Below are 25,589 nucleotides of genomic sequence, written 5' to 3' on the forward strand. Positions count from 1 at the left end.
TGATACCCTAACTATAGAAACGATGACTCAATATCAGTGTGCGATCATTTCTTCAACAATTTCGTCGCCGCTTAACTCAGACGGATAATACGTCGGCCAGTGGGTGACTTCGTCAAGCAGCGCTTCGCGATCATCACCCCAGTAAAGGTGGAAGTGGTGCGCATCGGTCGGGTAAATGTCGTGGTCGCTGAATTGGATGTATTGGGGCATATTCTCGGCCTCGTCCTCCAGCTCGAAAATAAACCGTACGCCGCGATTACCCGTTTCATAGGTTAAAATTTCGTAGCCATCGTACTGGTACTCACCGGTATTTTCTTCACCGTTTTCATAAAAGGTGAAGCTGTTGCCTTCAATCACAATACGGTCTACATCGGTTTCATAACCTGTGGTGTAGTACTGCTTGTACTCTTCGGCCGTTTTGTCGCCATGTTCGGCTTTATGGGCAAAGACCTCACCCAGCGTGCCATCTTCTAGATAGGGATAGACGGACTGCCAATCGCCTTCCCAGTCGGAAAGCGGACGGTCCGCAACTTGATCATCACTGAAATGCCCGGAGTAGATATCGCTGCTGTGGTCGTGGTCGTGGTCGTGGTCGTGCGAATGGTCATGACCATGAGAGTGATCGTGCGAGTGATCATGAGAGTGGCCATGATCATGATCGTGGTGTTCATGCTTATCATCTGCAACCACCGACTGAATACCCGCCAGTGCCAGCGAGCTGATGGCTAATGCGCTGAGTGCTTTTGATGAAAGTAACGGCATGGTGCGATCCTTTTATGAAAATGTGGTTCTAGATCAAACTGCATTGACCTATAAAGCTACGATATAACATTTCATATATCAATATTAGATTTTATTTATTGAACATTAGCCTAGGGCATTGAGACAGCCTGCTTATAAATACACCCGTTGCCGTCAAGTCCCTGGAACTACAACGCCCTGGCCTCGCTATCTAATCAACGGCTGTCTATAGTCGCTAATGTAAGATTCGCCTGAGCTTCAAGTTTTGTTTTGGAGTGCTTCTATGCTGCTATATGGACTGAGTTTGCTGGCAGGTATCGCTCTTTTGACACTGGGGGGCGAAGGGTTGATTCGCGGTGCCGTCGCCGGAGCCAAACGGCTGGGTGTTTCGCCTCTTTTTACCGGACTCGTTATTGTAGGATTTGGTACCTCATCGCCCGAGCTGGTTGTCTCGATCCATGCCGCCATGAACCAGCAGCCCGACATTGCGATTGGTAACGTGGTCGGCAGCAATATTGGCAATATCTTATTGATCCTTGGCCTTTGCGCCCTTATCTGCCCACTGACCGCCCAGCCCCAGGCGCTCAAGCGCGACGGACTGGTGATGATGCTAGCGGCAGTGCTGTTTATTGTTTTAGCCTTCAACGGCAGCTTGGGGCGTTTCGATGCGGCGTTACTGCTCATAAGCCTGGCGGCCTATCTAATATGGGCGTACCGAAGTGAAAGCGGCCAGCACTCCCCTTCTGCCGAGTTACATACTGCCGAGGCAGACGAAGTAACCAAACTGCCTAGTAGTACGCTGTTTATCATAGTCGTTTTAATCGGTGGGCTGGCTCTGCTGATCGGTGGCTCCCAACTGCTGCTTTATGGCGCGATCGGCATTGCCCAGGCACTGGGTATTTCAGAAGCGGTCATTGGGCTTACCATTGTGGCGGTGGGTACTTCTTTACCTGAGCTTGCCGTTTCGGTCATTGCGGCTCTGCGGCGTCATGCCGACGTGGCTGTAGGTAACATCTTAGGCAGTAATATCTTTAACATACTTGGAATACTGGGCGTGTCCGCCTTTTTGCAGCCGTTGGCGCTTGTTGAACGCATGGCGGCATTTGACCAGTGGGTGATGTTGGGCGCCTCTGCCCTTCTGATTGCGTTTCTCTATACTGGCCTGCGCCTGTCACGGGGTGAGGGCAGCCTGCTATTGCTTGGCTATATTGCGTATCTGACGGCCAGCTTTACGGTCATTGGTTAAGTATGCTGGTTACTTTGCAAGGGGCGTCATCCCGCTAGCGGCGACGCCCATCGAGGGTTAGCGCAGGGCATCGGGAATATTGATGCCCATCTCTTCGTAATAACGTAGGGCGCCGGGGTGCAGCTTACCTGCCATATTGCCAAGCTGATCAGGTGTGATGCCGCTCCACCAGGCAGAACCGGCAGCCAGATCGTCAAGAACTTCCCAGAAAGTCTTAGTCAACCCATATGCCATGTCATCTCCCATTTGGGTTGTAGTGTAGGCCATCACCGGCAGCGAGGTCGTCTGCACGTTTACATTTACGCCCGGATAGGTTCCCCCTGGAATTATCTGCCGGAGCGAGCCGGTCATCTCGACCTGCTCATCGCTTAAGCTCACCATGGAGATAGGCATGCTGGCGGCCACCTCAAAGATATTGGGTGTTGGATAGGAGCTTGCGGTGACAAACCCATCTATCTGGCCTTTTTTGAGCGCGTCTGGCCCGCTGCCCAGAGCGGCATCTGCGATTCTTACCCGCTCTTCCAGGCCAAAGAGCCTCAGGTAGCGAGCGGCTTCTCGGGCGCTAAACGTACCTCTTCCAATCAGCAGATGCTTCCCTTTGAGCGTATCGGTTGTCACCACGCCCTTATCACCGGCCAAAATAAAATGCATGGTCATGGCGGGAAGAGGAAATAGGCCGCGAATATTCTGAAAGCGTGGGTGAGAACGTTCAGCGAAAACGCCTGTACCGGCCATAGCCTCCTCGACCAGATCAGAGGGCGTGGTAAAAACATAGTTACTCTGGCGCGCCATTACCTCCATCACGTTTTGCACCGAGCCCTGGCTCTCTTCCTGCATCAGCACGAACTCGTCATGGCTGCTCTGGCGAACGGCATTGGATAACTCTGCTCCCATCTGATGATAAGCCGTACCGGCCGTGGCAGATTTATAGATGATCTGGACATCTGAATGCGCTGTCTGGCTCAGGGAAAGAATGGCGGCTACTACTAGTAGTGAGGTCGTAAAAGCGGAGCGAAAAAGTGAGCGCATGGATCAACTCCTGAGGTTAATAGCTTTACTGGCTTTATTATCCGCTTATCCGCTTGATAGTGGCACACTTTATCCACCCAAGCCGGACACTGTGGCCAATCTGGCGCGCTAACATAGCACGGCCCACTGGTTGGGAGGAACGTGGTAGCTGCCTCTTTAGAACGCCTGAAAACACAACTCTCAATGCGTTTGGCTTAGTCGTTAAATATTGTTAAATAAGTTAACAGACACACCAGCCCTGCCGTGTCCTTAGCTCTTTTAAAAAAGGATAAAGCGTTAAGCCTACTCCTTTTAATTACTACTAACGTTTAACTAGCATTATCTAGGACATCTAATAATTTAAAGAATTAACAAAACATAGAGCTTTAATAAGACGTTAGTTCAATGTAAAATATTAACTTAGCTAAAACGGTGTTACACTTTATTAAAATAATTGCTATTAGCAAAACGGTTAATTTACTAAAAAAATATGTAATTTGTTATCAATCGACCTTTTATATTCGGTTTTATTCTTTATTTTGTCTTAGTAGGAGCTTGTTACACTAATAAAGATTATTCACTCTTCCTACTCCCTTTGAAATAAGGATAAATACACCATGTTGACGCACAATAATACCCATGGCCAGCCACGAGCTTCTCGTCGCTGGCTTTTTTTGTTAGCGGCCTTATTAACCCTCTTTAGCACATCCACCTTTGCCGTTACTGGCGAGCTTGATTTAACGTCCTCTGTCGCTGGCTTTTTTGCTGTTGCTATATTTGTTTTGGCGTACTCCCTAGTCATGGCAGAAGAAAAAATTCATATGCGCAAGTCCAAGCCGGTATTGGTTGCCGCCGGGATTATCTGGGGCCTCATCGGCTGGGTGTATGTTCAAAATGGCATGTCGGACGCCTCGGAATACGCGTTTCGCATGACCCTTTTGGAGTTCACCGAGCTGATGCTGTTCCTGCTTGTCGCCATGACGTATATCAACGCCATGGAGGAGCGTCGGGTGTTTGATGCTCTGCGCTCCTGGATGCTGCGCAAGGGGTTTAACTACCGCACGCTTTTCTGGCTGACCGGGGGGCTGGCGTTTATTCTCTCCCCGATAGCCGATAACCTGACCACAGCACTTTTGATGTGCGCGGTTATCACCAAGGTGGCTGAAGGCGACAAGCATTTCATCAACCTGGCGTGTATCAATATCGTGGTAGCAGCTAATGCAGGAGGCGCTTTTAGCCCCTTTGGCGACATTACCACGCTGATGGTATGGCAAGCGGGCATTATCCAGTTTCAAGAGTTCTTTACGCTGTTCTTGCCTTCGCTGGTTAACTTCCTGATTCCGGCGCTTGTCATGAGCCTGTTCATCAAGGATCAGAAACCCGCCAGTGTGTATGAAGAGGTTCTCCTTAAACGCGGCGCACGGCGTATTATCGGGCTTTTCCTGCTCACCATTCTGACCGCCGTTATCTGCTACACCGTCCTGCATTTACCGCCGGTACTCGGCATGATGACCGGGCTTGGCTATCTCCAGTTCTTCGGTTTCTACCTGCGCAAAAGCCTACCTCGTTCACTTGAGCGCAAGCGTGAACGTTATAGCCGCTGTGGCGACAACAAGAAGCTGGAACAGTTGGGTAGCGTGGTACCGTTTGACGTATTCAACCGCGTGGCCCGGGCCGAGTGGGATACCCTGCTGTTCTTCTACGGCGTGGTGATGTGCGTAGGTGGCCTTGGGTTCATGGGTTATCTTGGCTTGATGTCTGAAGCGCTTTACGCCAACTGGGATGCAACGTGGGCCAATATTGTGCTTGGTGTAGTGTCTGCAGTAGTGGACAACATTCCGGTGATGTTTGCCGTATTGACCATGCAACCTGAGATGTCTCATGGCCACTGGCTGCTGATCACGCTGACCGCGGGTGTGGGAGGCAGCCTGCTCTCCATTGGCTCGGCGGCGGGCGTGGCGGTCATGGGCCAGGCACGGGGGTCCTATACTTTCATGGGCCATTTGCGCTGGACGCCGGTTATTTTGCTGGGCTACATTGCCAGTATTGCCGTTCACCTGTGGCTTAATGCGGAGAGCTTTACCGTTTATTAACGCTTTAGACGATAACGCCCTGCCAAGGGCGTTATTCGAACAGTTTCTCAATGGGCATGGGGCGTCCAAACAAATACCCCTGATAGCGATAGCAGCCATGCCCTTTCAGCCAATCAAGCTGCTCTTTTTTCTCGACGCCTTCCGCTACAACGGTTAACCCCAGGCTTACTGCCAGTAGTATGGTGGTATCCACGATGGCCGCATCAGCTCTATCCACCAAAAGCTCCCTGATAAACGACTGGTCAATCTTCAGCTCATCCAGCGGTAGACGCTTCAGATAGCCAAGTGAAGAGTAGCCGGTACCAAAGTCGTCAATCGCAAAGCGAATACCCTGAGCGCGCAGTTTAAGCATGGTATTGCGTACCCGGGTTGGCTCGCACATTAGCAAACTTTCGGTTACCTCCAACACCAGCCGCCCTGGCGGTGCCTGGGTCTGGGCCAGCAGCCCTTCCAGATTGCGAACAAATTCAGGTTGCTGAAACTGCACCGAGCTTACGTTGACGGAGATAGTGAGCGCCCTATAGGCAGCCTGATTTGACCACGCAGCAAGCTGTTCACAGGCAGACTGCAGCACCCAGTAGCCAATCGGCAAAATAAGGCCATTCTCTTCAGCCAGAGGAATAAACGTTGAGGGCGGTACCCAGCCCCGCTGAGGATGATTCCAACGCAGCAGCGCTTCAACGCCGACCGTGACCCCCTGATGATCTACTTGCCGCTGATAATGCAGCGCCAGCTCATTGCGGGCCAGCGCATAGTGTAAATCCGCTTCAAGGTTGGCCCGCTCAATTAGCCGAGTTTGCATCTCCAGATTGAAAAAGCGCAGCGTATTGCCTCCCGCCGCCTTCGCCTGCTGTAATGCTAAATCGGCCTGCTGAAGAACGCTGTTCATACTATGGTCGGCGCCATCAAACAGGGTAATCCCAATGCTGGCACTTACCGGTAGCGAGTGATCTGTGCGTAGCTGGGAGACAGCTTCCAGCAACTGGCGGGCGGCGCGTTCAGCGCTTAATGCGGCATCCGCCTTGTGCTCACCCAGCTTCGCCAGTAAGGCAACAAACTCATCGCCACTGAACCGGGCCAGCACAGCGCCTTCAGGCAAATGCTGGTGCAAGTGCTTGGCCAGGTTGATCAACAGCTGATCACCGCACTCATGGCCCTGTATATCGTTCACCAGATGAAAATTATCCAGATCAATCACCAACAGTGCACTATACGGTAGGGCGGTATTTTCCTGTTCGAGCTCCCAGGTCAGCGACTCCATCAATAAACGTCGGTTGGGCAGCCCGGTAAGCGCATCGTAAAATGCCAGATGGTTAGAGCGCGACTGCATTTCCAGATAGTCGGTCAGCTCGGTTGAGATACCACACAAACTGGCGGGCTGCCCTGGAAACAGTAGCAGGGGCATCTTGATGGTCAGAAATGTCCTTACATCGTGTTCGCCTTGCAGTACTTTGCTCTCTTCAATGGTTATCTTCTTGCCTGACTCCATAACTTTGCGGTCGGTCAGGGCAATTTCCTTGGCCGTTTCACTATCAAAGAATGCATTGTCACGCTTGCCCAGTATCTGCTCGACAGGCAACCCAAAAAGTTCGCTAACCCGCCGATTGGCATACTGGTAATGCAGCGAAGGCGTTTTGATATAAATATAGGCGTCGACACTATCCAGAATCGTCGCCAGTACCTTTTCATTGGCATTCAACTGTGCCCGGTTAAACGCCATACGCCGCCTAAGCCACAAGGCACAGCCAAGGGCGAGTAAACAGAAAGCGGCTAACAGCCCCAGACACCACCACACCCAGGCAGGAATGCCGCCTGTAGATGTCTGCTCGGCTTGCCAGATCCGTAGCGTTTTAAAGTATTCAGACCCGGAGTCCTGTTTCCAGCGGCGCAATACATCATCTATCTGGTCTAGCACCGTTTGCGATAACGTGGGCGAGCCCGCATAAAAAAGCCGAATCGACTGAAAGATGATCGGCGTTTCATAAAGACCGTAATGATGCGCTCGCCAAGCGCCAAATAGATGCTCTGCAACCACCAAATCCGCATCGCCCATGGCGACAGCCTGAAACCCTTCTGCATAGTTTTCCACTGCCTGCCAGGCAACCGCCACATCAAAGCGCTCGGTTACCGCCTTCAGATAGTCTTGCTGGATAGAGCCGTTGACCACTGCAACGCGCTTTTGCTCAAGGTCGAGGATCGCCTCCACCCCTTGCCCTTCGTGCTGATAGAGCTGCGACCAGGTATGCATGATGGGTTCGGTATGAAACGCTAAGTGCTCGGCACGCTCTTCGCTCCAGGCCACGTCAGGGACCAGGTCAATATCGCCGCGCTCAAGCAGGTCGAGGCAGTGCTGAAATTCACAGGCGATACTTTCAAGGGTCCACTGCTCTTGCTTGGCTATCGCCTCAAGTAGCTCACCCAGGATGCCCCGCAGTTGCCCCTGCTCATCGACAAACAGCTTGGGCGGATTATGATATACCCCTACCAGCAACGTTTCGCTAGCAATACTTGGAAACCCCACGCCCAATCCGCCCAGCAGCAGCCCCCCTCTCAAGATCCATCGCTGTAGCGGATTGAAAGAAAGCGTTCGTCTAGGCAGTAGGTCGCGGCCAGAGGCACCTAGCACAGCAGACATGGTGAGGCTTACTCGCCAGGCATGGTGAGCGGGCCGGCGCGCTCTACAGCCCGCCGCCAGGCAGGCTCAGCATCAATACGCTGCACAAATTCGGCAATAGCAGGGTACGCTGTCAGGGATTGGGTTGACTTGATGGCCTGAAGGGGAAAACTCATTTGAATATCAGCACCACTTGGCCATTCACCGGCAAAATTTCCCTTATTAGCCAAATGCGCTTCAATAACATTTAAATGCTGTTTAATCTGCGGGCCCAAGAACCTCTGAATAACCGTATCGCCTATCCCTTTAGTCAGGGGTTTAAGAAACCAGGGAGACTGTTTAGGCATCTTTTTAAACACCAGCTGCATTACCAATAAGGGCATTAAAGAGCCTTCGGCATAATGTAGCCAATACCGGTAATCAACCCACTCGCGAATATCATCGGCAGACGGCTGTATACGTTCATCACCATACTGCTGTATTAAATAATCAATAATAGCGCCAGACTCTGCAATGACCAGCTCACCATCGGTAATAACGGGGGATTTACCCAAGGGATGAATGCTTTTTAATGATTCAGGTGCCAGCTGAGTTTGCTTGTCGCGCTGATAAACATGGATGTCGTAGTCCAACTCAAGCACTTCGAGAAGCCACAGAATTCTATGAGAACGAGACTTTTCCAGATGATGAACGTGGATCATACAATACTCCATGGGGGCTATGTCGCACGCAAGTCCTGCACCTGCGGCAGTTATCCTTTTACTGCAAGCCTGTCTAGCTTAGCAGGGTTGCCCACCATGAAGTAAATATCCCATTAAAAAACATTACCTTTAATTAGATGCGATGAACGTGACGCAAGCGTGCCCAGACATTTGTTAATGACCACTTACCCTGCAGCCAAGGCGCCAGAAGTTGGGTGGAAAGCGGAATAAACACAAATACCATAACCGGCGTTAACATTAACGTACTGACTAATACCCGCGGCACCAGCGACCAATCAGCGAGTGCACCGCCAAACATCCATTGAAAAATAAGCGATATAGGGAAAAAGGCTAACCAAACCGCTACGGCCTGTTTCCAGCGCGGCGGAGCTCCCACTGCGCTTGTCTGAAACCAGGTATCAAGTCCTGTGGCGCGATGCTCACAAGGGGTATCGTAAAGCCCTTTACCGCGTATCAGCCACGCATGGCGTGATGCCGAGTGCTCCCACGCTTGCAGCGTATCGTTGCTGCTGAACCGGAAAATAATTTGATACTCATCATCATGTTCTGGCGGAGCGAGCACGCCTGAACCTAAATAGCCGGGGAAATCAGCCGCCAGCTCGCGGCCTTCGTTCAACCATCGATTGAAATCATGGTAACGGCCGCTGGCAACGCGCCGAGCCACCATCAGTGTGACGGGTGAGGCAGACATGGTATATCTCCTGATAAAAACACAGCCAGTGCTGGGTAAGCAGGCTGCAAACTTTCTGGCGGGTTAGCCCGAAAGAGGTGACGATACGAATAGATGACACAGTATATAGCCAATATCAGGGTTTGCACGCATATCGCTGCGCGACGATCTGGCAAGACAAAAAAGCTATCGTCCGCTAAGCGGCTGAATATTGGTAAAGCGTCCCTCGGTTGAAAACATCAGGCGAAACACACCATGAACGCCGTTTTGGCCTACGACGCGTCGAATGGCCTCGGCAGGAAAAACTACCCAACGCCCATCTACACTACGCGCACGCACATTGGCCGCCCGGCCCTCATAGTGGGCAAGACATTCATCAGGGCTTAGATGGATAATGACATCAATGGAAGGCATCGTTACGTTTAACCGGAAAACAAACTTTATTGAAACACCCAGTATACGTTCTTGCGCCCTTTTACGCTCTCAAGGATACTCTTGCTTAACGTGACAGCCTTGATGTGGTGATTGCTAATGAATTCCATCTCCGTTAGTGCTTTATCCTTCTCTGGTACGGCTCATGTAAGCATGCCTAACCGCGCAGCGTCAGCCGCTACCGAGACAGATGATCAGGCCGACGAGGCGTTGGGGCAAGATAAGCCAAGCGATGCTGACGATAAAGCAACCGCCGGTCCAACTCGAGCCGATGGCACGCCGCTAGCCCCTGAAGAGATTCAGCTGCTTGAACAGTTAAAACAAACGGATCGCGATGTTCGCCAGCACGAGATGACCCACCAGATTGCCGGGGGCGCCTATACCGGTGGTGCCTCTTACGAATACGAAATTGGCCCTGACGGTAAACGCTATGCAGTTGCCGGCGAGGTACCCATTGATTACGGCCCAGTACCGGGCGACCCACAGGCCACCATCGAAAAGATGCAAACCGTCATTGCGGCCGCCATGGCCCCTGCCGACCCGTCGCCTAAGGATTTACAGATCGCCGCTCAAGCTCGGCAATACTTGCTGGAAGCCAAGCTTGAAGCCGCTCAGCAGCAAAGTATGATGGCTCAGGCTCGGGGTAGCGAGCCAAATGACCCAGAGACTGCTGAAACGACTCTGGGACAAATGGCTTAACACAGGTCTAGTGGGAGGTTAACGCAAGCGCTTGCCAGTCTGCCCGGTGCGGCCATTTTGCAAGCCAGTCAGGAAACGCTTCAGGCGGCATGGGCCTGGCGATGCCGAAGCCCTGGGCAAGATGGCAGCCTAATTCCATTAGCGCTTTTGCATGGTCCAGCGTTTCAACGCCCTCTGCCATCATGGGCCGGTCAAAGCGGTTGGCCATATACATCACACTTTCCACAATCGCCATATCGTTAGCGTCGACAAGCATGTCACGCACAAAACTCTGGTCGATCTTGATCAGATTGACCGGCAGCTGGCGCAAGTGGGTAAGCGATGAAAAACCGGTACCAAAATCGTCGATCGCAAATCCTACGCCGAGCGTCTGGCAGCGCGCTATATTTTTGAGCGCGGCCTGCACATCATGCATGGCAGCACTTTCCAGCACCTCAAGTTTCAGCATATCCGGTGATACCTGCGGATAGCGCTCCAAAAGCTCGGCCAATCGCTGGCTAAAGTCACTGGTCAATAAATGCGTTGGGCTGATATTGACGCTAACCGGCATCAAAATACCCTGGGCTTGCCACTGAGTGAGCTGCTCAAGCGCCTGGGCCAGCACCCACTCCCCTAAATCGATTTCCAGTGATGTGGTATCAATAGTGGGTAAAAACTCCCCCGGCGATAGTAGCCCAAGCTCGGGGTGTTGCCAACGAATCAGTGCTTCAACACCAATAACGCGTCCACACCGCATATCCACCTGCGGCTGAAAGTAAAGCCGCAGTTCATTGTGATTAATGGCATCGATAAAGCGCTGGCGCTGCTCGTGGCGCACCTGAAGCAACCGATCCTGATCGGGGTCGAAAAAATGAAACGTATCACGCCCACGCTGTTTGGCGCGGTACATGGCCTGGTTGGCGTGGCGCAGCAATACATCGCCCTGCACATGGTCGCTGGGATACAGCGTTACTCCCAGACTCACCGTCAAATAGATACTCTGGCCTTCGATCACCATGGGTTGGCGAATAGCCACCAGCAGATTTTCAAAGAAGGTATCATCAACGCCATGGTGTAACAGCAGTACAAACTCATCCCCACCTACCCGAGCCAGTACGTCGTCGCCAAACAGTAGATGACTGACGCGCTGAGCAAACGCGGCCAATACACTATCGCCCATCTGGGCACCCAGCCGCTCGTTGACCGTTTGAAAAAAGTCGATATCCAGCGAGCAGATGGCAAGTGGCAGCTGTTTTTGGTCAGCATGTTGAATCGACTCCTGAATTAGCTGCGTCAACAGCTGCAGGTTAGGCAGACCGGTAAGCGCATCGAAATAGACCTCCCGGTTCAAGTGCCGGGCATGCGCGGGAATTACCGATAGATCCGCCAGCACAATCACATGATGATCAACGCGGCCCTGCTCATCGCGAACCCTATTAATGGACATCATGCCGGGATAGTACTGCCCGTCATGGCTCCGGTAGCTCACCTGGTGTTTACTGCGATCGCGTAGCCTGCACTCTTCGCGTATCGCATGATCGGAATAGCGATTAGTGAGCGGCAGAATACTGAAGGCTTCCGGCGTTTTCTGAAACACCTCTTCAAGCGTAAACCCGGTCAGTTCGCAAAAGGCCGGATTGACATCAATCACCCGATTATTCTTGTCGGTGATAATGATCGCTTCGTTGGCGTACAGGAAGGCAGTGACGGTGGTGTCTACCGTATGTAAGCGCTGATTCGGCATAGCATCCACCTGGCGCTGAAAAGGCGTCTTTTGCGGCACATGGGTAGGCGGATACATGGTATTGCTCCTTATCCTTTTACATCTAAACCGCGCGTAAATGGCAGCTTCTTCACTGCCATTTACGCGCTTTTTATAGATAATTATTAAGACATACTAGCACCGTCGTCCTAAGCTTTGCGGCTGATCTTTTTAGGGAAGGATAATACGTTGGGATTAGTGGTTTAAGCTCATTGCTAACCCTCACAAGGCCCTCTGACGCACGCGAAGCATTAGAGAGCCAGGTGAAAAATGCCGATCAGATGTCAGGGGGCGAGCGTGGCAGCACCCAGGAAACGCTGCTGCCAGTAATCAATATCCAAAGGAACGCTGACTACCGCGCGGCCACTGCCCGGGGCATGAATCATCTGCCTGTTACCGCGATAGATACCCACATGGGTCGCCTTGTTGCGCTCACCAAAGAACAGCAGGTCGCCGGGCTTGGGCATATCGACGGCAGGCAGCGTCCGAAACTGCTCATCGGCGGTACGCGGCACGCGCATACCAGCAGCGCGGTAGGTCATCTCCACCAACCCCGAACAGTCCAGCCCGCCCGGTGTATTGCCACCAAATCGGTACGGCGTGCCGATGGCCTGCTGAGCATGGGCCAGAATCAGCACGCGCTCCATGGAAAGGCCGTCGCGGGGCACCGGTGATTCTTCTGAAAGAGTAACGTCACGGCTGGCACAGCCTGAAAGCCACATTAACAACAGTAAAGCGAACGTAACTCTTCCTAATGCAACGGGCATGGTCGACTCTCCTTGTGGCAAGGCTCTCATCATGGCGCAAACGAAGCTCTAGCGCCAAGCTCAACTAACGGCCAAGCCACTCGATAAAGCTGGTCTCCCCCAGCGCATGCTGCTCATGGCGCACGCGGCTCATGGCGGCATAGGGTAAATCCATTGCCAATACGCGACTTAGTGGCTGTTCAAGTACCTGACGTAGCAGCCCGTTACAGACAAACAGGTGGGCCACCACCAGCACGTGCCGGCCGGGTGGGTTGGCCAGAAGGTTGCGCCACACCTCGGCAAGTCGGCAATCGAAGGCCTCCATGGCTTCGCCACCCGGCGGTGATACCGTAGCAGGACTATTCCAGAAAGCACTCATGGGGGCAGTTCCTTCCTCGCTAAACACCTCGGCGTGGGTCTTGCCTTCCCAGCGCCCCAAGTGTAGCTCGGCCAGGTCATCTTCGATCTGCACCGGCAGATCAAACTCCTCCCCTAACCACAGCGCAAACTCACGACAGCGTGAAAGCGGTGAGGTAATGATGGCATCATAAGGTGGGCGCCCATCGATGCTTTGACGCATCACCGCGTCGGTCACCTGCTGCCAGCCGGTTTCACTCAAGGGGTGATCGGTTGAACCACGCAGCATGCGCCCACCCACTGGCTCTCCATGGCGCAACAGATCAATCGTGGTGACGCTTGCATCAGGAAAACGCATCCTGGCTCCTCGTTTTTGCTAAACTCGCTTGGCTAGATAATCGCATGGCGCACACGAGCTGAAATCCACTCGGATACCAGTACCGTTGCGAAAATCATGATGAAGATGACACTAACCTGATCCCAGGCCAGGTTGTTGATCGAAGCATTCAGCTGCAGGCCGATACCGCCCGCGCCTACCAGCCCCAGCACTGTCGATTCACGGATATTGATATCCCAGCGATACACGCTGATACCCGCAAAGGCCGGCATGATTTGCGGCAGAACACCATAATTCATCACCTGCATGCGGCTGGCGCCTGTTGCGCTGATCGCCTCGACCGGCGTGGGGTGAATTTCCTCGATTGCCTCGTATAACAGCTTGCCCACAAAGCCGATGGAGCGTAACGCAATGGCGATGATGCCGGCCAGCACGCCAGGGCCCAGAATGGTGACCAGCAGCATCGCCCAAATCAGTGAATTGATCGAGCGCGATGAAACGATCACCATCAGCGCTGCACTGCGCACCAGCGGGTGTGGTGTAGTGTTGCGAGCAGCCAGAAAGGCTACCGGAAACGCCATCATGATGCCGAACACGGTGCCCAATGTCGCGATATTGAGGGTATCCCACATGGGTTTCCACAACACATTGGCGTATGCCCATTTGGGCGGCAGCATGCGGCTGAGCAGATCGGCTCCCTGGCGGCCAGCATCTTCGACAAACACCCACATGGTGTTATCCGAAATCACTTTCCAGCAGATCAAAAACAGACTGATACCCAAAAGCCAGGCTACGTACTGCAGCCACTGGGCGCGCGTTGTACGCCGCTTCCAAACTGGCAGACCCTGCGTTGTCAACGAAACAGGCATTTAACTTCTCCAGAAATAACGCAGCCAAAAATGATGAAGCCAGACATTACTGGGTCCAGCGGCGCACATGGCTTGAACTGTATTCACACAGCAGCACAATAGCGATGATGATCAGCAGAATCGCCGCCGAGGTGTCGTATTCATAGCGGCTCAGCGAGGTATTCAGCGTGGCGCCGATACCCCCCGCCCCGACAATGCCAATCACCGCCGATTCACGGAAATTGATATCCAACCGATACACCGACAACCCGATCAAACGCGGCATGACCTGAGGCTGAACAGCATGGTTCATGGTTTGCCACCAGCTGGCCCCGGTGGCACGCACGGCTTCCACCTGACGCCAGTCCAGGTCTTCGATATCCTCGGCGAGCAGCTTGGCCATGAACCCGATGGTGGCAAACGCAAGCGTAATCATCCCGGCCAACGGCCCAAAGCCGAACATCACCACGAACAGAATGGCGATGATGATTTCCTGAAAGGTGCGCGAAACGGCAATGATTGCACGGCACACAAGGTAGACAGGCAGCGGAGAAATATTGCGCGCCGCCCCAAGCCCTACCGGGATCGCCAGCAAGACGCCCAGTACCGTCGAGGTTAGCGTCATGGTCAGGCTTTCCAGCAGGCCTGCCACGATATCCTTCTGGCGACTCACGAAATCCGGCTGCATGAAAGCGCTTAAAAAATTAACCGCCCGGCCCGCGCCTTCCGCGACTCGTGCCCAGTTAACGTCGACAGACGCAAACGCCAGCACGACATAGACGACAACCCCAACCGCGATGCCCCAACGCCAGCGCGGGTCATCAATCAGCGGTAGTCGCCGCCATTGGCCCTTTCGGGCGGCCTGCATTCGCGCTTCAAGCGACGTTTGTGCCAGTTCGCTCATCGTGCGCCCCCTGCAGCTAAACCGGGTACCTCACGCGCGTATGGCGGATGGCTAATCGAATCATCAGAAACGTCATCGTCCATTGGCTCTGGCGTCGTATCCCAATCTTCTTCACCGTAAATGGTGGTGAGAATCTCACTGGTCAGCTCGCTTGGCAGGCCATCAAAGACGATCTCACCGGCGCGCAGGCCGACAATCCGATCCGCAAACTGCTGGGCCAGCGTCACATCGTGAATATTGATGATGGCGGCCAGCCCGCGCTCGGCACACAGTTCACGAATCAGGCGCATGATCTGGCGGGAAGTCTTGGGATCAAGGCTTGCCGTGGGTTCATCAACCAGCAGCAGCTTGGGGCTTTGCAAAAGTGCACGGGCAATGCCGACCCGCTGGCGCTGGCCGCCGGAAAGCGCATCGGCACGCTTGTCGATGGCGTGAGGCAGGCCCACCCGCTCCAGCAGACGAAAGGCCTCAGTAACCGCATCCTGGGGGTAGCGGCGTAAAAAACTTCGCCAGAAGCCCACGTAGCCAAGCCTGCCCGAGAGCACGTTTTCCATGACAGTCAGCCGGTCGACCAGCGCGTACTCCTGGAAAATCATCCCCATTGAACGGCGCGCCTGACGCAGTGCATTACCGGAAAGCCGGGTGATCTCGGTCTCTTCCAGGCGGATGCTGCCCTGGGTCGGCTCAACCAGCCGGTTTACGCAGCGAATCAAGGTGCTCTTACCCGCACCGGAAGGGCCAATCAGCGCCATCACCTGCCCTTTGGGCAACGTAAGCTCAATATCCGTCAGCGCCCGGTCGCCGGTCGGGTAGCGCTTGGTCACGCCGCTTAGTGTCAACATTTTCCCACCTCTTATGTATAGCGAAACGGCCAGAAAGGAGAGCCTTCCTGGCCGCACATAACCGTTTGCTTAATGCATCAATCGCAGTCGTAGGTCACGCCGTTGGCCTCGGCAATGGTGCGCACCACGGACCAGTTTTCCTGATAGGTGATAGGGATGAACTGCGCTTCGCCGGAGTTGGCGAACTCGGCTTGTAGGGGCGAGCCTTCCCAGTCGTAGCTGAAGAACGCGTCCTGAATTTTCTCGGCAAGCTCAGGGTTCAGGTTATGCGCCACGCCATACGCGGTAGTGGGGAACGTTTCCGACGTATAGATGACCTCGTAATCGCCCTCGTTAACCACACCCCGAGCGATCATGCGCTCGGCCACCGAGTTGGCAATAGCGGCCGCTTCGTAGTCCTTGTTCACTACGCCGAGAATAGAATTATCGTGGGAGCCTGAGAACGCCGTCTCAAAATCTTCACCGGCTTCAAGACCATACTCGGAGCGCAGCAGCGCTGAAGGAGCCCGGAAACCAGAGTTCGAGGTTTCAGCGGTAAAAGCCATCTGACGGCCTTCCACGTCCTCAACGGATTCGATACCGCTGCCCGGATAGGTAATGATCTCCATCTCGTAACCGAAGCTGCCGTCATCAGCGGCCATCATCGCGAATGGACGGAAGCCGCCACAGTTCACAGCAATCGGCGTGCTGCCGGTATTGAAGCCTGCCACATGCAGGCGCCCAGCCCGCAAGGCTTCCAACTGCGCAGCGTTGGACTGCACGGGGAAGAATTGCACCCGCTTGCCCGTTGTTTCTTCCATGTAGCTTAGAAAATCCGACCACACATCGGCATACACGGCCGGGTCTTCCACCGGCGTATAGGCAAAGATCAACGTACTCGGGTCTACCCACTGCGATTCATCGGTCGGTGCATCCGCCACCATATCGCCGTCGTTATCCACATAGCGTGCGGAAAGGTCGGCCGAGGCGTTAACCGCCACGAAAGCAAACGCGCTGGCAACGGCAGCGCTGATCAAGGTACGGGGCAGAGACAGAGTAAGCATGAATCACCTAAGGTGTTGTTCGAAGATAGCGCTATGCTGCCCACGATAGATGACAGCGCCAAGACACTTTGATGACCACTTGGTGACAAGGCTCAAGCCACCGAGACACAGCAGCCGCGACGCTCGATAAACATGCTGTTGCCAGGAATCTTCTTGGCCTGATGCTTTAACTCAGAAAGCTGTGCGGCGATATCCAGCGCCTTGCAGATCGCGTTATCGCCGACGGGCTTAACCGCAATGGAGACACTGACGAAGGGAAAGAAACTCGTCTCGTTCTGGCGGTTCTCAATCGTGATTCCTCCCTGGGCACGGTCACTTTCTTCGTAAAAGCCGGGGGCCATTACCTCAAACGAACGCAGTATCTGCTGGCACACGTTTTCCCAATGACTCAACGACAGCAGCATCATGAAGTCATCGCCGCCAATATGCCCAATAAAGCCTCCCGCGCTGTCTACCTGGGCCTGAAGCAAACGCGACAGTGAAATGATGACATGATCGCCCCGGGCGTAGCCGTAGGCATCGTTAAATGCCTTGAAGTTATCCAGGTCGACATAGGCCGCAGCGAAGCCCCGCTGCTCTGACAGGTATTGCGTCAGCATTTCATTGATTAATATATTGCCCGGCAAACCGGTGAGCGGATTGGCATGACGCGCCTGACGCACCTGAATCGCGGTGATCTCCCGCAGCAGATCCACGATACTGCCCACCCCCAGGTAATCACCACTGCCATCCACGATCACGAAGTCCTCCTGCTCAATACCGCGGCTGTCCGTAAGTTGCTGGCTGAGGACTTCAAGGGGCGTGTCTGCCTCGGCGATCAGCGGCTTATGATCAGCGACATCCATTACCCGCCGCTTGGCATACAGCGAGTGACTGTAGGGGTTGGTGAACAGGGTCAAAAAGGCATTGCGGCGCACCACCGCTATCGGCTTGGCATTTTCCACTACCGCCACGCAGCGAAGCTCGGGGCGATGGCGGAAACGTTCGGCCAACATGAGTACCGAACAGTCGGGCTCGACCGCTTCAAGCGTTCGAAAGATTGAGCGAGCCGTGCGCCCGCCGGGGTTTGTAAGCTGGGCTGTGGCAGGTAAAAGGGTATGCAGCTTAATCGGCGGCTCAGAGCTTGGCCGGGCAAAATAAAACCCCTGCAAAAGCGCAAGCCCCCGGTCCAGCTCCCACAGGCACAGGTGCTCGGCAGCGGTTTCCACGCCTTCGGCAATCAGTTGGCAGTCCAGGCTGCGCGCCACATCCAGAATCGAGCGCAGAAACTCACGCTTGGCAGGCTCCTGGTCGATACCCGAAATAAAATGGCGATCAAGCTTTACGAAATCAGGGCGCAGCTCCGACCAGTGGCGCAGGCTTGAGTGCCCAGCGCCCAGATCATCCAGCGCCACCTGAAACCCCATATCGCGGTAGTGGCTGACCGCCTGGCGCATCAGGTCATAGTCATGGATCGGCACATGCTCAGTCAGCTCGATCACCACCCGCTCAGGCGGCAGCCCGCTTTCACGGATAAAGCCAAGTGTTAGCCCCTCCTCGAAATCGCGCTCGACAATGGTCAGCGGCATCACATTGAGAAATAAAAGCCCCGGCAGCCCAAGCTCAGCAAAGCGGCAAATGGCCAGTCGTCGACACAGCAGATCCAGCTCCACCAGCAACCCCGCCTGCAGGGCCACATCGAAAAGGCGTAGCGGCGAGTGAAGCGGCGATGTTTTGGGGCCGCGTATCAGCGCTTCATAGCCATGAATAGCCTGTTGGCTGACATCCACAATGGGCTGAAACAACACGTGCAGGTCTTCTGCAGCAATAATGCGGTTAAGCCAGAGCGCTTCTTGGGTAGTCATATGCCTGCTGCCTTATCAAACGTCGCGATGCCGACGCTGCAAACGTCATGATGCTTAAGGGGAGAAATAGCTTGTAAAGACGACGCACGAGGGCCGAATAAACATCTTATTATTTTTAAAGATGGGTATTTTAAAGGTTGTTTTTAAAGGCGTTTGGAGCGTGCTTTTCTGGCCGACAGAGTGCGACATTTTCATGACGCTTTGATGACGGACCTAAGGCTTAATCATGAGATCACTCATTCAAACCAGCGGGCGGCGGGAAGACGGTATCGTCGCCGCTGACATCGAGCTGGCGAATATCCACCGGGCGCCCCTGCTCATCCAGTGTCACAAGGCCGATACCGCTGGCATTCCAAAGTCGCTCACCGGCACTGGCCCGGCTGGGGTCGCGGGAATAGATACCTAGCTTGCGGCGCTTGGTAAACCAGTTAAGTGGTGACCAGGGCGCGTAGAGCCAGCGGTTAAGTCGGTCAAAGGTGTTGAGAAGCTGCACGGGGAACGTATTCTTGATTCCGCTGGAGGTGATCTGCCACAGATGCGGGGCGCGCTCCTGACGGCGCACGATAATGTCGTAGACAAACGAGTAGTGCACATCGCCGGACAAAATCACGTAGTTGCCCGGCGTCTTGGAGTGCCGCCAGATTTGTAGCAGCGTATTGGCCGCACCGCGGTGGGCCATCCAGTTTTCGGCATCCACTACCAGCGGCTTGCCCATCAAGGTAAACAGCTTTTGCACGCCTTCGATCAGCTTTACCCCGAACATCGGGGCTGGCGAAATAATCACAGCGCTCTTGCAGCCCAGCAACGCCTGCTGCATTTCCATTAGCGCTTCCCAATCCATCAGCCCCGAGGGGCGTTTCGGGCTGCGTTCGCTGCGCCAGCGTCGGGTGCGGGTATCCAGCACAATCAGGGCCGGCGTACCGGGCACATGAAACTCCCAGCCCTGAAAACGCAGCAGCCGTTCAATCAGCGCATCCTGCTGATCAAGCGGAAGCATGGTAGTTTTCTGACCGAGCAGCTTAGCCGCCTGCTCTATCAGCGGGTCGAGCTTATCCGGCGCGTTCCCCCATCCCTGGCAAAGCAGGTAAGCGATTACCGCATTGCCAATGATGCGCTTTGAAAACGGATGACCGTAAGCGCAGTGCTCCCAGTCAGCGGTCAGGTTCCAGTCATCGGTAACATCATGGTCGTCAAAAATCATCAGGCTGGGCAGGCTGGCCATTAACCTTGCGCACTGGGGCAGACCTGCCACAAAGTCATCTATCACGCTCTGCTCCTGGCGATAGATATCCGCATTTTCGCGGCTAAGCGCCGGCATTACCGGGGCGATGATCTGCCAGGGAACCGGCGACCATACCAGACAGTACATGGCGAGCATTTCCGCCAGGGTCATTAGGTGGTTAGATGCATTTGCCGAGGTAAACACAGGCTTTTTAACGCCGCCGAAAAAGCGCTCGCGCAGCGCCACGTTACTGGTGACATCCGGCAGCAGCGACTCACGCTGGTAGTAGCTCTGCGGCGAGATATACAGCGTCTGGCTGTCACCCACCGTGGCGCCCTCAAGCCGCTCATCGAAAAGCCCGAGGCGTTCAATCAGCGCATGCACGGCGCGTAGCATGGGGCCTGCCACGTCATCCACATAGACCTGATCGCCGGTCATTAACAGCCACGCTGGCCACTCCTCGGGCGTTGCCTGCTGCTCGGCCAGCCAGCTGTCCGCGCGCACCAGGCCATCCGCGCTTACATGGTGGGGTTTACGGCACGAACCGTGCATCAGCCGGTGATGGCGTGAAGCCACCACGAAGGCAGGAAATCGGGCCCCTTCATAACATAGCCAGGGTGCCCAATCCGGCAGCGATTGCCACTCTCCCTGGGTGGTTTGCACGCGCAGGTCGTATTCAATGCGCCTATCAACGGGCAGCGCCTGGGGCAAACGTAGGTCGATCAAGTGAATAAACCCGCGCCGCCCAATAGGCAGGCATTGGCGATGGTCGCTCAGGCTAAAGCGCTGCTCATTGCTGGCGCCGGGATTAAGCACCAGCGACATGATCAGCGGGCGCGTCGCTACCAGCCACATTACCAGCCGGGTGGGGCTGATACGACGAAGCAATGGGCCGACCAGCACATCGGGCAGCGTATCACTCATGGGTCAGCTCTCCTTTGGCCACCTGTTTTCCTTATCCGCGTGCCACTACCGGCAGCTCTATCACCACCTCCAGGCCTCCGGCCGACGCGCGTTGCAGGCACATCTGGCCATGATAAAGCGTGACCAGATCCGACACGATGGCAAGCCCCAGGCCGCTTTGAGAGCGCTGCTCATCCAGCCGACGGCCACGCTGGACAGCTTCCTGGCACTCTTTTTCGGTCATCCCCGGGCCATCGTCGCTCACGGTCAAGCGAAGCGTCTGGCCGATTGTCTGTACCTGCAGATGCACCTCGTGCTGCGCCCAGCGCAGCGCGTTATCCAGCAGGTTGCCAACAAGCTCCTGAATATCCTGGGTGTCGATGTGCACTCGTGCCGGGTTTTCAAAGACGTGATGCAGGTTGATATGGCGTCGCTGGGCCAGCCGGGCCAGCCCATTCAATAACGGAGCCAGGGCGTCGTGTAGCTGAATGGGCGCAAAGCGCACGCCCTCGCCCGCCGCCGAAGCGCGTGCCAAGTGGTGACGAACCGCGCTATCTACTCGGGTAAGTTCAACGTCCCAGGCGGCCCGGCGTGCTTCAGGCAGTTGACGAACCAGTAAGCGCATCACGCTCAGTGGTGTTTTCAGCGCGTGCGCCAGATTGCCTGCCGTATGCCGCCCGCGCTCAATCAACCGCTGATCGCGGGCCAGCACGGCGTTCATCGACGCGGCAAGGGTGGCCAACTCCTCAGGCAGATCGGTAGCCAGCTGCTCAGCCCGCCCCTGCTCAACGTCGCGTAGATTGGTCTGCATGCGCCGCAAAGGCGCCAGCCCCCAGCGAACCTGCAGGCCTAGCACGCCCAGAAGCAGAGCACCCAGCCCCAACAAACCGAGCCACAGCAGACGCTGGAATTCACCGATATCGCTTTTTAACTCATCGTCACGGGCCGCAACGCTAATATGCAGCGGTTCTTCCAAAGGGGCCAGGTAGATATCCCGCTCAACCACACGCAGCGACTGCCCGCGTGGCCCGGTAACGCCGCGGCCGCTGACCTGTTCACTGTCGGTGACTGGCAGGCGCTGGTCCCACAGCGAGCGTGACGTGGTGGTGTGTGCCTGCTTATCGGTAACCTGCCAGTACCAACCTGAAAATACCTGCTCAAAGCGTGGATCCCCGAGCCCCCCGGCATAACGCAACTGCCCGCTTAGCGGGTCGAACGTCACCCCAGCGATAATCACGTTAAGCGTAGCCTCAAGACGCTCATCGAAGGCTTCGGTGGCGGCCGTGCGAAAATGGTGTGCCAGCCAAAGGCCAGCGACCGGCAGCGCAATCCCGATCATCAGCAAAACGGCGAGCAGCAGGCGCAGGCTTATCGAGCGCCCCGACCAACGCCGCTTCCAGCTGGGCGCCTGCCTATTCATCCACGCCGGGCTCTTCAGCCAATAGCCGGTAGCCTTGCCCTCTTAGCGTGGCAAATCGCCAGGCGCCCAGCTTGCGGCGCAGCCGGCTAATCTGCACATCAATCACGTTGGAGTCCGGCTCGTGGTCGCGGTCGTAAACGTGCTCGGAAAGCTCACTACGGCTCACCACACGGGGCGCGGCGTGCATCAGGTAGCTGAGCAGGCGAGTCTCCTGGGCGGTCAGGCCCACCGGCCGGCCCGCCAGCGCCACGTGCTGGGTATGCGTATCCAGACTCAGCTCACCCACCTTGAGTACGGGATGAGAGTGGCCATGGCTGCGACGTACCAGGGCACGCAGACGAAACAGCACCTCGGCGGATTCAAACGGCTTGGTAACATAATCATCAGCGCCGGCGGTAAAGCCTGCCGCCTTGTCGGCCCAGCGCTCCCGGGCGGTGAGAATGAGCACCGGCAGGTCGATGCCGTCGTCGCGCCAGGAAGCGAGCCAGCGGGTACCGTCTCCATCGGGCAGCCCCACATCCAGAATCAGCGTATCGTAGGTTTCAGTACGTACCAGAAAGTCGGCCTCCTGGCCATTTTCTGCATGCTCCACCAGCCAGTCACCGTCACGCAGCGCCTGGCTCAATTCCCGCGCCAGTGCCTGGTCATCCTCTACCAGCAAACACTTCATGTTGTATGCCTTAGGGGCGACGCATTTCGTTAATGCGCACACCCTCGATTGCCATTAACTGGCCGCTATGGCCATCGAATTCAAATTCGACTACCTGGTTCTGCGGGCCCAGCATTTTGATTTCATACTCGACATAGCCATTCTCGCGCTCTACTTCCACTTCCAGCACCTCGCCAATATAGTGCGCTTCCAGCCAATCAAGTATGGTTTCAAGCGACACCACATCGCCGCGCCGCACTTCACCGTACAGCGTTTCCCAGTGCTGGTCGCCCATGGCACTGCCGCAAATCACGGCGCTTGCCGAAAGAGCCAGAACCAAAAGCCCGGCGCCGAGTGAACAGCGGGGCAGACAATGGCCATAGCGGCATAAGAAACTAAGAGAACGCAACGTGGCTTTCATGGGCCTAGCATGCCAAAAGCAATATGAACGTTAGATGAACGGCCCGTTCAGTTTAAGGAAAGAACCCGGGTGCTATAACTACCGTGTCGCATTCGTTGAATGCTTTGCTAAATCAAAGAAGGATTTTGCCATGAACGCCATCAAAAAAATGCTGATCATCCCGACGTCCGCCCTGCTTTTCGCCGCCGCAATGGGTAGCGCGCAAGCCGATTCACTCCCCATTGATCGAATCGACAACGTATTGAGTCATGCATCCGACTATGGCTTCACTCAGTATGAAGAGATCAGTATAGAAGACCGCGGCCGCGCCGAAGTGGAAGGCTGGCTGGATAACGAATGGTACGCCGATGTCGAGTTTTCAATCGATAGCGGCGAAACGCTGCAAGAACAGCGCGAGCGCCTGATTACCGGCGCCTGGGGCATGAGCGAAGACGACATTCGCCAGGCCCTTCAAATCGCCCAACAGGAAGGCATGGTCGAGTTCGAGGACATCGACATCGATAAGAACGGCATCATCGACATCGAGGGCCACGATGAAAGTGGTCGCGAGCTTGAGATCAGCGTACGCCAGGGTTCTGCTGAAGTGACTCAGATCGACCGCGATTAACAGTTCGCCTTACGCCAAGCGGGCTCCCTTTGGGAGCCCGTTTTTGTTCAGCCCACCCTTAGCGGCCGTCCAGGCAGTTGCCCCGCGCCATGATGGCATCGGCGATGCGCTCGATCCCCTGGCGATAGGCGGCCTGCCGGTAGGTAATGCTTTCCTCTTCAGCGCGGTTTAACACGCGCCCCGCCTCCGTTTCCAGCAGGGCCTCCAGGCGTTGATTGACCTCTTCTTCACCCCAGGCTTCACCCGCCCGGTTTTGCAGCCACTCGAAATAGCTGACAATCACCCCGCCTGTGTTGGCCAGCACATCCGGCAGCACCGGCACTTCCCGTTTGGCAAGCTGTTCGTCGGCATCGCTGGTCAGCGGGCCGTTGGCAATTTCCAGAATCGCGCTGGCCTGTACCTGGCCAACGTTGTCGACATGGATCTGATTTTCAAGCGCGGCCAGGGTCAGTACGTCGACCTCCAGTGTTAGCAGCTCGTCTCCGCTGATGTGCTTGCCCGCGTCACTCTTGCTCAGCTTGCCGTGCTGGGCTTTATCCTTGTACGCCGCGTCAATGTCGATACCGTCGGCGTTATAGATCGCGCCGCTGGAATCGGACAGCGCGACGATCCGATAGCCCCGCTCACTGGCTAGCCGGGCAAAGTGATACGCCGCGTTGCCAAAGCCCTGGACCGCCACGGTGGTCTCTTCGGGCTTACGTTCTTCACGCTCGGCCCATAGATCGAGCACTTTCAGCGCGCCGCGCCCGGTGGCCGCCACCCTACCTGGTGATCCGCCCAGCGGAAGCGGCTTGCCGGTAATCGCGGCAGGCGCGTGGGCACGCACAATGTGCTCGTACTCATCAATCATCCAACCCATGACGATGGCATCGGTGTTGACATCCGGGGCGGGAATATCGCGATCCGGCCCCATCACATCGGCAATGGTCCGGATATATCCGCGCGCCAGACGCTCGCGCTCAAGCGCGGAGAGCGATTTGGCGTCCACCTGCACACCGCCCTTGCCACCGCCGTAAGGCAAGCCCACCACCGCACACTTGACCGCCATCCAGAAACTTAGCGTGGTGACTTCATGCTGATTAACTTCCGGATGAAAGCGCACGCCGCCCTTGGCCGGGCCGAGGCTGGTATCGTACTGTACCCGCCAGGCCGGAAAGGCCTTCAGGCTGCCATCATCCATGCGAACCGGCACGCTCACCTGTAACGATAGACTTGGCTGCATCAGGCGCGCCTGCGCATCAGGATGAATATCCAGTGCTTTAAAGACATCCTCCAGCCGCGAACGTGCATCCTCAAAAAGTGCAGCACCCGTTTCGGGGGTCAGTGCCTGCGGGACGGTTTTTTGCGCCTGGGGCTGATCCGCCTGGGAGTGTTTATTTTTTGCTTTGGTTTTTTTCGATTTGGCCTTACCCATTTAACACGCTCCTTTCCTTGGCTAGTGCGGGTTATCGCGTTAATGTCGCTGTACAAGAAAGCGTAG

23 protein-coding genes are annotated in these 25,589 nt (G+C 55.4%); 4 read left to right on the forward strand and 19 right to left on the reverse strand.

All coding sequences use genetic code 11. The features are described 5' to 3' along the window. Positions 1 to 33: 33 nt before the first annotated feature. Complete coding sequence (locus ELY25_RS01965; protein ID WP_126949632.1) at positions 34 to 762, reverse strand: metal-binding protein ZinT; 729 nt, start codon at positions 760 to 762, stop codon at positions 34 to 36. A 265-nt stretch (positions 763 to 1,027) separates the two neighbouring features. Between ELY25_RS01965 and ELY25_RS01970 the strand changes: the two genes are divergently transcribed. After that, positions 1,028 to 1,987 (forward strand): calcium/sodium antiporter, encoded by a 960-nt coding sequence (locus ELY25_RS01970; protein ID WP_126949820.1) that lies wholly within the window; start codon positions 1,028 to 1,030, stop codon positions 1,985 to 1,987. A 57-nt stretch (positions 1,988 to 2,044) separates the two neighbouring features. On the opposite strand, the gene ELY25_RS01975 is transcribed toward ELY25_RS01970, so the two are convergent. Continuing rightward, complete coding sequence (locus ELY25_RS01975) at positions 2,045 to 3,016, reverse strand: TAXI family TRAP transporter solute-binding subunit (RefSeq protein WP_126949633.1); 972 nt, start codon at positions 3,014 to 3,016, stop codon at positions 2,045 to 2,047. A 596-nt stretch (positions 3,017 to 3,612) separates the two neighbouring features. Between ELY25_RS01975 and nhaD the strand changes: the two genes are divergently transcribed. Continuing rightward, positions 3,613 to 5,088: a sodium:proton antiporter NhaD gene (nhaD, locus tag ELY25_RS01980; protein ID WP_126949634.1), complete on the forward strand. Its 1,476-nt coding sequence runs from the start codon at positions 3,613 to 3,615 to the stop codon at positions 5,086 to 5,088. 31 nt (positions 5,089 to 5,119) lie between these two features. Here nhaD and ELY25_RS01985 read toward each other — a convergent pair whose 3' ends face one another. The 4 genes from ELY25_RS01985 to ELY25_RS02000 all read right to left on the reverse strand — a co-directional run bounded on the left by ELY25_RS01985 (position 5,120) and on the right by ELY25_RS02000 (position 9,508). Continuing rightward, positions 5,120 to 7,723 carry an EAL domain-containing protein gene (locus ELY25_RS01985; protein WP_126949635.1) on the reverse strand — a complete coding sequence of 868 codons (2,604 nt, stop codon included), beginning with the start codon at positions 7,721 to 7,723 and terminating at the stop codon, positions 5,120 to 5,122. Positions 7,724 to 7,731: 8 nt separating this feature from the next. After that, positions 7,732 to 8,403: a glutathione S-transferase family protein gene (locus ELY25_RS01990; RefSeq protein ID WP_126949636.1), complete on the reverse strand. Its 672-nt coding sequence runs from the start codon at positions 8,401 to 8,403 to the stop codon at positions 7,732 to 7,734. Positions 8,404 to 8,536: 133 nt separating this feature from the next. Beyond that, positions 8,537 to 9,115 (reverse strand): antibiotic biosynthesis monooxygenase, encoded by a 579-nt coding sequence (locus ELY25_RS01995; protein WP_126949637.1) that lies wholly within the window; start codon positions 9,113 to 9,115, stop codon positions 8,537 to 8,539. Positions 9,116 to 9,280: 165 nt separating this feature from the next. Continuing rightward, complete coding sequence (locus ELY25_RS02000; protein WP_126949638.1) at positions 9,281 to 9,508, reverse strand: DUF2835 family protein; 228 nt, start codon at positions 9,506 to 9,508, stop codon at positions 9,281 to 9,283. Between the two features lie 117 nt (positions 9,509 to 9,625). Between ELY25_RS02000 and ELY25_RS02005 the strand changes: the two genes are divergently transcribed. Continuing rightward, on the forward strand, positions 9,626 to 10,225 hold the full coding sequence (locus ELY25_RS02005; RefSeq protein ID WP_126949639.1) for a putative metalloprotease CJM1_0395 family protein: 600 nt from the start codon (positions 9,626 to 9,628) through the stop codon (positions 10,223 to 10,225). Between the two features lie 7 nt (positions 10,226 to 10,232). Here ELY25_RS02005 and ELY25_RS02010 read toward each other — a convergent pair whose 3' ends face one another. From ELY25_RS02010 to ELY25_RS02065, 12 genes are all read right to left on the reverse strand, one after another. Then, positions 10,233 to 11,948, reverse strand: a complete 1,716-nt coding sequence (locus ELY25_RS02010) for a putative bifunctional diguanylate cyclase/phosphodiesterase (RefSeq protein WP_236995630.1) — start codon at positions 11,946 to 11,948, stop codon at positions 10,233 to 10,235. Positions 11,949 to 12,250: 302 nt separating this feature from the next. Then, positions 12,251 to 12,733: a C40 family peptidase gene (locus ELY25_RS02015; protein WP_126949641.1), complete on the reverse strand. Its 483-nt coding sequence runs from the start codon at positions 12,731 to 12,733 to the stop codon at positions 12,251 to 12,253. 64 nt (positions 12,734 to 12,797) lie between these two features. Then, entirely contained in the window at positions 12,798 to 13,427 is a 630-nt protein-coding gene (locus ELY25_RS02020; RefSeq protein ID WP_126949642.1) for a histidine phosphatase family protein, read from the reverse strand. 32 nt (positions 13,428 to 13,459) lie between these two features. After that, a complete protein-coding gene (gene phnE, locus ELY25_RS02025) occupies positions 13,460 to 14,275 on the reverse strand; it encodes a phosphonate ABC transporter, permease protein PhnE (RefSeq protein ID WP_126949643.1) in 816 nt (271 codons plus the stop codon). Between the two features lie 46 nt (positions 14,276 to 14,321). Further along, the gene (gene phnE / locus ELY25_RS02030; RefSeq protein WP_126949644.1) at positions 14,322 to 15,158 is read right to left on the reverse strand and encodes a phosphonate ABC transporter, permease protein PhnE; all 837 of its coding nucleotides are present in this window, start codon (positions 15,156 to 15,158) and stop codon (positions 14,322 to 14,324) included. Continuing rightward, positions 15,155 to 16,000 carry a phosphonate ABC transporter ATP-binding protein gene (phnC, locus tag ELY25_RS02035; protein WP_126949645.1) on the reverse strand — a complete coding sequence of 282 codons (846 nt, stop codon included), beginning with the start codon at positions 15,998 to 16,000 and terminating at the stop codon, positions 15,155 to 15,157. Before phnC ends, phnE (ELY25_RS02030) begins: the two co-directional genes overlap by 4 nt. 77 nt (positions 16,001 to 16,077) lie before the next feature. Continuing rightward, complete coding sequence (phnD, locus tag ELY25_RS02040; RefSeq protein WP_126949646.1) at positions 16,078 to 17,043, reverse strand: phosphate/phosphite/phosphonate ABC transporter substrate-binding protein; 966 nt, start codon at positions 17,041 to 17,043, stop codon at positions 16,078 to 16,080. A 92-nt stretch (positions 17,044 to 17,135) separates the two neighbouring features. Further along, a complete protein-coding gene (locus tag ELY25_RS02045) occupies positions 17,136 to 18,887 on the reverse strand; it encodes a bifunctional diguanylate cyclase/phosphodiesterase (protein ID WP_126949647.1) in 1,752 nt (583 codons plus the stop codon). A gap of 232 nt (positions 18,888 to 19,119) precedes the next feature. Next, on the reverse strand, positions 19,120 to 21,033 hold the full coding sequence (locus ELY25_RS02050; protein ID WP_126949648.1) for an alkaline phosphatase D family protein: 1,914 nt from the start codon (positions 21,031 to 21,033) through the stop codon (positions 19,120 to 19,122). Positions 21,034 to 21,064: 31 nt separating this feature from the next. Continuing rightward, on the reverse strand, positions 21,065 to 22,432 hold the full coding sequence (locus ELY25_RS02055) for a sensor histidine kinase (protein WP_126949649.1): 1,368 nt from the start codon (positions 22,430 to 22,432) through the stop codon (positions 21,065 to 21,067). Beyond that, positions 22,425 to 23,102, reverse strand: a complete 678-nt coding sequence (locus ELY25_RS02060) for a winged helix-turn-helix domain-containing protein (RefSeq protein ID WP_126949650.1) — start codon at positions 23,100 to 23,102, stop codon at positions 22,425 to 22,427. The genes ELY25_RS02055 and ELY25_RS02060 overlap by 8 nt, the downstream gene beginning before the upstream one ends. A 10-nt stretch (positions 23,103 to 23,112) precedes the next feature. Next, positions 23,113 to 23,502: a PepSY domain-containing protein gene (locus tag ELY25_RS02065; protein WP_236995619.1), complete on the reverse strand. Its 390-nt coding sequence runs from the start codon at positions 23,500 to 23,502 to the stop codon at positions 23,113 to 23,115. Between the two features lie 130 nt (positions 23,503 to 23,632). On the opposite strand from ELY25_RS02065, the gene ELY25_RS02070 reads away from it, so the two are divergent. Beyond that, on the forward strand, positions 23,633 to 24,109 hold the full coding sequence (locus ELY25_RS02070; protein ID WP_126949651.1) for a PepSY domain-containing protein: 477 nt from the start codon (positions 23,633 to 23,635) through the stop codon (positions 24,107 to 24,109). 58 nt (positions 24,110 to 24,167) lie between these two features. Here the strand turns inward: ELY25_RS02070 and ELY25_RS02075 are convergent, their stop codons facing one another. Then, a complete protein-coding gene (locus ELY25_RS02075) occupies positions 24,168 to 25,523 on the reverse strand; it encodes a Glu/Leu/Phe/Val family dehydrogenase (RefSeq protein WP_126949652.1) in 1,356 nt (451 codons plus the stop codon). Between the last annotated feature and the right edge of the window lie 66 nt (positions 25,524 to 25,589).

The sequence above is a fragment of the Vreelandella populi genome (genome assembly GCF_003989825.1).
Classification (GTDB): Bacteria; Pseudomonadota; Gammaproteobacteria; order Pseudomonadales; family Halomonadaceae; genus Vreelandella; species Vreelandella populi.

Coding starts and splice junctions, on each gene's coding strand:
- ELY25_RS02005 (WP_126949639.1), top strand. CDS start 9,626: ATGAATTCCATCTCCGTTAGTGCTTTATCCTTCTCTGGTACGGCTCAT.
- phnD (WP_126949646.1), bottom strand. CDS start 17,043: ATGCTTACTCTGTCTCTGCCCCGTACCTTGATCAGCGCTGCCGTTGCC.
- ELY25_RS02000 (WP_126949638.1), bottom strand. CDS start 9,508: ATGCCTTCCATTGATGTCATTATCCATCTAAGCCCTGATGAATGTCTT.
- ELY25_RS02050 (WP_126949648.1), bottom strand. CDS start 21,033: ATGAGTGATACGCTGCCCGATGTGCTGGTCGGCCCATTGCTTCGTCGT.
- phnC (WP_126949645.1), bottom strand. CDS start 16,000: ATGTTGACACTAAGCGGCGTGACCAAGCGCTACCCGACCGGCGACCGG.
- ELY25_RS02075 (WP_126949652.1), bottom strand. CDS start 25,523: ATGGGTAAGGCCAAATCGAAAAAAACCAAAGCAAAAAATAAACACTCC.
- phnE (WP_126949644.1), bottom strand. CDS start 15,158: ATGAGCGAACTGGCACAAACGTCGCTTGAAGCGCGAATGCAGGCCGCC.
- ELY25_RS02065 (WP_236995619.1), bottom strand. CDS start 23,502: ATGAAAGCCACGTTGCGTTCTCTTAGTTTCTTATGCCGCTATGGCCAT.
- ELY25_RS01985 (WP_126949635.1), bottom strand. CDS start 7,723: ATGTCTGCTGTGCTAGGTGCCTCTGGCCGCGACCTACTGCCTAGACGA.
- ELY25_RS01995 (WP_126949637.1), bottom strand. CDS start 9,115: ATGTCTGCCTCACCCGTCACACTGATGGTGGCTCGGCGCGTTGCCAGC.
- nhaD (WP_126949634.1), top strand. CDS start 3,613: ATGTTGACGCACAATAATACCCATGGCCAGCCACGAGCTTCTCGTCGC.
- ELY25_RS01975 (WP_126949633.1), bottom strand. CDS start 3,016: ATGCGCTCACTTTTTCGCTCCGCTTTTACGACCTCACTACTAGTAGTA.
- ELY25_RS02015 (WP_126949641.1), bottom strand. CDS start 12,733: ATGCCCGTTGCATTAGGAAGAGTTACGTTCGCTTTACTGTTGTTAATG.
- phnE (WP_126949643.1), bottom strand. CDS start 14,275: ATGCCTGTTTCGTTGACAACGCAGGGTCTGCCAGTTTGGAAGCGGCGT.
- ELY25_RS02010 (WP_236995630.1), bottom strand. CDS start 11,948: ATGCCGAATCAGCGCTTACATACGGTAGACACCACCGTCACTGCCTTC.
- ELY25_RS02045 (WP_126949647.1), bottom strand. CDS start 18,887: ATGACTACCCAAGAAGCGCTCTGGCTTAACCGCATTATTGCTGCAGAA.
- ELY25_RS02055 (WP_126949649.1), bottom strand. CDS start 22,432: ATGAATAGGCAGGCGCCCAGCTGGAAGCGGCGTTGGTCGGGGCGCTCG.
- ELY25_RS02060 (WP_126949650.1), bottom strand. CDS start 23,102: ATGAAGTGTTTGCTGGTAGAGGATGACCAGGCACTGGCGCGGGAATTG.
- ELY25_RS02070 (WP_126949651.1), top strand. CDS start 23,633: ATGAACGCCATCAAAAAAATGCTGATCATCCCGACGTCCGCCCTGCTT.
- ELY25_RS02020 (WP_126949642.1), bottom strand. CDS start 13,427: ATGCGTTTTCCTGATGCAAGCGTCACCACGATTGATCTGTTGCGCCAT.
- ELY25_RS01990 (WP_126949636.1), bottom strand. CDS start 8,403: ATGATCCACGTTCATCATCTGGAAAAGTCTCGTTCTCATAGAATTCTG.
- ELY25_RS01965 (WP_126949632.1), bottom strand. CDS start 762: ATGCCGTTACTTTCATCAAAAGCACTCAGCGCATTAGCCATCAGCTCG.